This is a genomic window from Streptomyces sp. 796.1, from assembly GCF_047525675.1.
Taxonomy (GTDB): domain Bacteria; phylum Actinomycetota; class Actinomycetes; order Streptomycetales; family Streptomycetaceae; genus Streptomyces.
This window is the reverse complement of sequence record NZ_JBLIWA010000090.1, coordinates 1-6,483: the sequence shown is the minus strand read 5'-3', so window position 1 is coordinate 6,483 and position 6,483 is coordinate 1. Positions and strand designations below refer to the sequence as shown.

The window sequence follows — 6,483 nt, the reverse complement described above, 5'->3', positions numbered from 1 at the left end:
ACGCCGGCCCCGCCCGGCGCCCCCGGCGCGCCGGGCGCCCCCGGTGGGGTGCACGCCGCGGCCACGATGCTGGCCGGCCCTGGTGGCCCGGTCCCGCCAGGGCAGCCCGGTGTCGGCGGCCCGCAGCCGCCGCACGGCGCGCCCGTCCCGCCGCTGGGCGGCCACCCCGGTATGCCCCCGCAGCCCGGTGTGGCCATGCCGGGCGCGCCCGCGATGGCGCAGCCCTACGGCTACCCGCAGCCGCCCCCCGGGGTGCCCACGGTCGGCCCCGGCTACATGGCGGTGCTCCGCTACCGCGCGCAGGACGGCTCCGAGCAGCAGATCATCCGCCGCTCCGCGCCGGGCACCCCGCACCCGGAGTGGCAGATCCTGCACGAGCTGCGGGCCATGAACGTGCCGCCGCAGCAGGTGCTCGAACTGCACACCGAGTTGGAGTGCTGTGACCTGCCGGGCGGTTACTGCGCCCGAATGATCCGCGAGTCCTGGCCGCAGGTGCGGATCAGCCACACCGCCCCGTACGGCCGCGACCACGCGACCCGGCAGCAGGGCGTGCGGCACCTGATCGAGCACCAGGGCGAGCTGCACCAGGTGGCGGACGGGCCGGCGCGGCCGGCGCCGGTGCGGGTGCCGCTGCCGCACCCCAGCCAGATCCAGCGGGCCCCCGCGGTGGGCCCCGAGGGCCTGGCACAGGAGTTGCTCAACGCGTTCGGGCCGCAGGGGATCTTCCGCTTCGACCAGCGCGCCGTCTCCCGGCAGGGCGTGCCGGACATCGTCGCGCAGACGCTGGTGTGGGCGGGGCTGCCGGTCGACTTCGGACCGTTCTTCTGGGCGCAGGCGCAGCCCGGCCGCCCGGTGCCCACGCTCGCCGAACTCGCCGCCGAACGCCAGGTGCAGCCCGCGTCCGACGCCGGTTCGTACCTGGTCATGGGCAACGACTACGGCCGCCAACTGTGCGTGCAGTACGGCACGGCGCACATCGTCGCGGTGCCCGTGGAGGGCGGCCCCGGCGGCGCCCCGGTGCCGCCGCAGTTCGTCAACACCGGGCTGCCGGAGTTCGTGCGCTGCCTGGGTCTGCTGGGCTGGATGTGGCGGCTGCGGACCGGGTTGACGCCGGACCAGGCGGGCCGCTGGACGGTCGACTTCCAGAACCACCTGTCCGCCCTCGACCCGGCGGCGCTCGCCTCGCCGGAGAACTGGTGGGCGGTGCTGCTTGAGCAGATGTGGGACGGCCTGCTGTAACGCCCCGGGCCCGCCCCCCTCGGGGCGGGCCCAGCTCTCCCGCACGTGCCCGCGCGTGCCCGTACGCGCGCGTAGCAGGAGCGATGCGATCGGCTTGCCCCGCCTCCGTACGGACCCACCTCGCGTGCGCGCTCGTACGCGCGTAGCGGAGCGATGCGCGACCGGCAGGCACCCCGCAGCCAGGCACCCCACGACACGGGCCAGGCGCCCGCACGCGTAGCCGGAGCCTCGCCCACCCCCACGCCCACCAGGCCCGGCTGGTCAAGACGGCCTGATGCGCCAGCCCGAACGGACGATCCCTCCGCCTGTTCGCGATTCCCGCCACCGCGGGGCCGAGGGTCGCCCCGCCGTCCGGTGTCGGTCCGCGGCGCGAACTCTGCTCCGTACGGGCGTAATTGACGGTGTGTCGAACAAGCGGCGGGCGATGTGGGATCGGGCGGCACGGGGTGCGCTGCTCATAACCGGGCGAACATCAGTACATCCGAAATTGGTATTGGAGGGGCATGAGGGGGCGGGCCTAGCGTCGGGGGCATGACGGAAACGCCCTTCACCAATTACGTAGAGCTCCTTGTCGAAGCGTTCCAGCGCGACCCCGAGCGCACGGTGCTCACCGCCGACGACGGCACGGCGGTGCGCGCGGACGGGTTAGCGGAGCAAGTGCACGGGTTCGCGGCCGAGTTGGTCGACCGCGGCATCGGGCACGGCGACACCGTCGTGCTGCTCTGCGGCAACCGGCCCGAGGCGCTCAGCGCCCGCTATGCGGTGAATCTGATCGGCGCCCGGGTGGTCTTCCTCTACGAGGCGCTGGCCCCCGAGACGCACGCGCAGATCACCGCGAGCGTGGAGCCGGCCGCGCTGCTCGTCGACGCTGAGCTGGACGCGGCGGCCGAGGCGCTGCTCGCCCACTACCGGCCCCCGCTGGTCCTTTCCATCGGCCCGAGCGCGGCCGGTGACGACCTGCTGGCCCGTGCCGCCGGGCACCGCGGGCGCCGGGTGCCGAACGCGGCCGGCCCCGACGACGACTGGTGCATCCGGCACACCGGCGGCACCACCGGCGTCCCCAAGGGCGTGCGCATGCAGCACGGCTTCCACAGCGAGACGATGCGCTCGGGGATCCTGGCGACGCCGTACGCGTCGACGTTCTTGGTCTGCACCTCGCTGGCGCACCTGGCCGGCATGGTCGCCGATCTGACGCTGCTGGCCGGCGGGCGGGTGGTGATCCAGCGGGGGTTCGAACCGGCGGCGGTGTACGCGGCGATCGAGCGCGAGCGGATCACCGACCTGTGGCTGCTGCCGCCGCTGCTCTACACGCTCCTGGACCATCCGGCCAGGGACACGACCGACCTGTCGAGCGTGCGCCGCATCGCGTACGGCGGCTGCGCCGCGTCGGCGTCCCGGCTGCGGGAGGCCGCCGAGGTGTTCGGGCCGGTGCTGCACGGCTGGTACGGCCAGTCGGAGGCCGGCATGATCGCGGCGCTCGGGCCGGACGAGCACACCGTGCTGGGCGCGGCGGGGCAGGTCACGGTGGGCAGGCCGGCGCGCGGCGTCAGCGTGGAGATCCGTGACGAAGAGGGGAAGCCGCTGCCGGTCGGCGAGACCGGCGAGATCTGCGTCCGCACTCCCCAGATCATGGGCGGTTATTGGCGACAGCCCGAAGCCACCGCGAAGGTGCTCCGCGACGGCTGGGTGCACACCGGTGACCTGGGCTATCTCTCCGACGACGGCTACCTCTTCCTGGTGGACCGGGTCAGCGACAAGATCATCGTGGTGGGCGGCCACGTCTACCCGACCGATGTTGAAGAGTTGCTGATCGGCCATCCCGCGGTGGCCGGCTGCGTGGTGTTCGGGGTGCGCCGCCCGGACGCGAGCGAGGCGGTGCACGCCGCGGTCGTCCCGGCCCCGGGCCAGCAGGTGGACCCGGCTGCCCTGCGCGCGTACGTGACCGAGCGCCGGGGCGCGATGTACACGCCGGAGACGGTGCGGGTCGTCGACCAGGTCCCGCTGACCCCGGTCGGCAAGCCCGACCGCAAGTCGCTGGCGGCGGCCGTACGGGCGGAGGCCGCGGCGAGCGGCTGATCTTCTGCCGACGGGGCGGGGCGGGGCCCGGCTGCGGGATGGCTCGGCGCGGGCGCGGGCGGGGGCGGGGCCGGGGAGCGGGACGCCCTCCCCCCGCCGGGTGGCGTCCCGCTCCGTCGGCCGGCCCGTGCCGCGCGCCCGCCCCGTCGGGTGGGTCGTCCCGGGCCCGGCCTGCCGCCGCCGCGCCGCAGCGCGGGGCGAACCTCGGCGCCCGAAGGCGCTAGCTGTAGTACGCGATCTTGTCGTCCAGGTGCTGCATGGCCCGCTGCAACGCCGCCATCTGCTGCTCCATGGCCGTACGGCGCTCCCGCAGGAAGGCCACCCGCTCCGTGCGGGTCTGGTCGCCGCGCAGCATCTCGACGAACCGGCGCAGGTCAGCTATGCCGAGGCCGGCGTCCCTGAAACAGGTGACCAGGCCGATCCAGAAGACGTCCTCCTCGGTGTACGCCCGGTGCCCGCCGGCGGTGCGCCCGATGGGGCCGATGAGCCCCTCGCGCTCGTAGTAGCGCAGGGTGTCCAGGGAGACGCCGGTGCGGTCGACGGTTGCCGCCGGGGTGAGGGTGGCCATGGAACTCCTCGCTGACTGTTGCGCCTGCCGGTGCAGTTGTTGCCGTTGGCGGTTGCTGTGCGGTTGCCGTGCTTTCCTGCGGCTGCGGCTGCCGCGGTCGTCGGTCATCAGCCCGCCGCCGCGACCGCCGCTCCCGCGCCGGCCACCGCCACGCCGCGGTTCCGGCCCTACGGAGCCGCGGCTCCGGCGCCAGCACGTGCCGGCGTCGGCACCGACCACTGCCACCCCGCCGCGCAGCGCCTTACCGCGCCGCGGCGAAACGCGCCAGGTGCTCCTCGTCGAGCCGTACGCCGCGGGCGCCGAGCGCCTGCTCGATCTGTTCCACTCGGCTCACGCCGACCAGGGGATCGATGCCCTGCTGCATCAGCCAGGCGAGGACGACCTGGTTGGGCGAGACCGCGAGTTCGTCGGCGATCTCCGCGAGCACCGCCAGGGTCCGGGCGGTCCCGGGGTGATCATAGATATCCGGCAGTGTTTTGTCCGTACGCACGTACGAACCCCACATCAGTGAGCTGTACGTCCACACGGCCAGCCCCTCCGACCTGGCGAAGTCCAGGTCCTCGGGGGTGAGCAGCCGGTGGGCGGACTCCGCGAGCGGGGTGAGCGGGCGGGGTTGGACGAGCGAGTGGCGCAGTTGGAGGGCCGACCACGGCTCGACGCCCTGTTCGCGGGCGAGCGAACGGGCCCGCTCGACGCGCCAGGTGGGGTGGTTGGCCGCCCCGACCCGCAGCGCCACGCCCTTGGTGACCAGTTCGCCGAAGGCACCGACCGTCTCCGCGAGCGGCACCGTGCGGTCCTCGGCGTGCGCCCACAGCAGGTCCACGTGGTCGACGCCGAGCCGTTCCAGGCTCTGCGCCACTCCGGCGTGGACGGCGGACGCGGCGAGCCCTTCGGCGCTTTCCGGCCAGGCGTGCGGGACCAGCGGGTTGTGTCGGACCTTCGTCGCGATCCGTACGGTCTCCCGCATGCCGGGCCTGGCCCGCAGCCAGTCGCCGAGGACGCGCTCGCTGGCGCCGCCGACGCCGCTGGGGTCGCTCCAGAAGGAGTAGCAGTTGGCGGTGTCGAGCCAGACACCGCCGCCGGCGACGAAGGAATCGAGGATCGCGAAGGCCGTTTCGGGGGCGACGCGGGTGCCGAAGTCCATCGTGCCGAGGACGATCTGGGGGTCGGTGAGATGCATGACAGCCATGCTCGGAGCTGGAGCGCGCTCCAGGTCAAGCGCCGGGGCGGGGGAGTTCGCGGGCCTGCGGTCCCGCGGCCCCCGGGCCCGCCGAACGGGCCCCGCCACCACGCACCCCACGGTGACAACCACCACACGCCCGTCCACCGGCGCCCGCCGCGGCGCCCGCCGTACGGACGCCCGTGCCCTAGCCCACCTGCGGCTCATATGGCTTGAATGCGTCCATCCGTGATCGCTGCGGATGGTTCGTTTCTTCACATCAGAATCCCCGAGATTACGACTTCCGACATCAATTGCCGCATCCTTGACGAGGTGGCCGGGTGGAGTGTCGCGTTATGGGCATTTCGCTCGCATCTACAAAGATGGCGGCGGAGACACCGGACGGACCGGAGAGGGGCTTCAACGATGAGCGGGACGGAATCACCCCACGGCTTCACCACCACCGGGCGGGGCGTGCGCGGCTACCGTCCCGCGCAGGTGGACCGGTACCTGGCCGAGCTGTCGGCCGACCGCGACACGGCGTGGGAGCGGGCCGCGCGGCTGACCGTGCTCGCCAACGAGATGTCCGCCGAGGTGGAGCGACTGCGCGCGGTCCTTGACGAGCTCCCGCCGCAGACGTACGCGGAACTCGGCGAGGGCGCCCAGCTCATCCTGGCCACCGCGGAGCAGGAGGCGGAGCGGCTGCGCGCGGCGGCCGAACGGTCGGGCAAGGAGGCGCGCGAGGCGGCGGCCGAGCACGCGGACGCGGTGCGCGACGCGGCCGACGTGGCCTCCGGCACGCTGCGGTCCGACGCCGACCGCCGGGCCGAGGAGGTCATCGAGCAGGCCAGGGCCGAGGCCGTCGCCCTGCGCGAGGCCGCCGAGCGGGACGCCGAACAGTGGCGCCACGAGGCGGCCGACGCGCTGGAGGTGGCGCGGGAGCGCGCCGAGGCGCTCCGTACCGAACAGGAGCGCTCGCACGCCGAGCGCTGGGAGGCGCTCGGCGTCGAGATCGCGGAGCGCGAGGCCGCGCTCGAAGCCCGCATCGCCGAACTCGAAGCGCTGGGCGAACGCACCGTCGCCGAGTCGCAGCGGGCGTACGCGGAGGTCGAGGAGGCGGCCCGGCACGGTCAGGAGGACGCCGAGGCGCAGGGCGACGAGCTGATCGCCCGGGCCAGGGCGCAGACCGAGCGCATCGAGCGCGAGACGGAGAAGGTGCTGTACGCGCACGCGGAGGAGCGCGAGGACGTGACGGCGCACATGGAGCACGTGCGCGACAGCCTGGCCGCCCTGACCGGCCGCCGGGTACGGGCCGCGCGGCGCGGCGAGCAGCAGGGGGAGGGGGCCGCCGCTGACGCGGCCGACGCCGCTGACCCGGCCGGCCCCGCGGGCGGGGCCACCGCCCCGGGCGCAACCGGCCCCGCCGCGAGCGGCCCCGGCC

5 protein-coding genes are annotated in these 6,483 nt (G+C 74.4%); 3 read left to right on the top strand and 2 right to left on the bottom strand.

The window, feature by feature from the left end:
* On the top strand, nucleotides 1–1,239 hold a 1,239-nt coding region (locus ACMA1D_RS31750), incomplete at its 5' end, for an SUKH-4 family immunity protein (RefSeq protein ID WP_414727436.1).
* 531 nt (nucleotides 1,240–1,770) lie between these two features.
* Entirely contained in the window at nucleotides 1,771–3,315 is a 1,545-nt protein-coding gene (locus ACMA1D_RS31745) for an AMP-binding protein (protein ID WP_414727435.1), read from the top strand.
* Nucleotides 3,316–3,535: 220 nt separating this feature from the next.
* Here ACMA1D_RS31745 and ACMA1D_RS31740 read toward each other — a convergent pair whose 3' ends face one another.
* On the bottom strand, nucleotides 3,536–3,883 hold the full coding sequence (locus ACMA1D_RS31740) for a MerR family transcriptional regulator (protein WP_414727434.1): 348 nt from the start codon (nucleotides 3,881–3,883) through the stop codon (nucleotides 3,536–3,538).
* A gap of 241 nt (nucleotides 3,884–4,124) precedes the next feature.
* On the bottom strand, nucleotides 4,125–5,063 hold the full coding sequence (locus tag ACMA1D_RS31735; RefSeq protein ID WP_414727433.1) for an aldo/keto reductase: 939 nt from the start codon (nucleotides 5,061–5,063) through the stop codon (nucleotides 4,125–4,127).
* Between the two features lie 405 nt (nucleotides 5,064–5,468).
* Between ACMA1D_RS31735 and ACMA1D_RS31730 the strand changes: the two genes are divergently transcribed.
* Nucleotides 5,469–6,483, top strand: a 1,015-nt coding sequence (locus tag ACMA1D_RS31730; RefSeq protein ID WP_414727432.1) for a DivIVA domain-containing protein, incomplete at its 3' end; no start/stop codon positions are given.

What these genes read in the sequence shown, in the direction of transcription:
- ACMA1D_RS31745 (WP_414727435.1), top strand. Translation starts at nt 1,771, where the DNA reads ATGACGGAAACGCCCTTCACCAATTACGTAGAGCTCCTTGTCGAAGCG.
- ACMA1D_RS31740 (WP_414727434.1), bottom strand. Translation starts at nt 3,883, where the DNA reads ATGGCCACCCTCACCCCGGCGGCAACCGTCGACCGCACCGGCGTCTCC.
- ACMA1D_RS31735 (WP_414727433.1), bottom strand. Translation starts at nt 5,063, where the DNA reads ATGCATCTCACCGACCCCCAGATCGTCCTCGGCACGATGGACTTCGGC.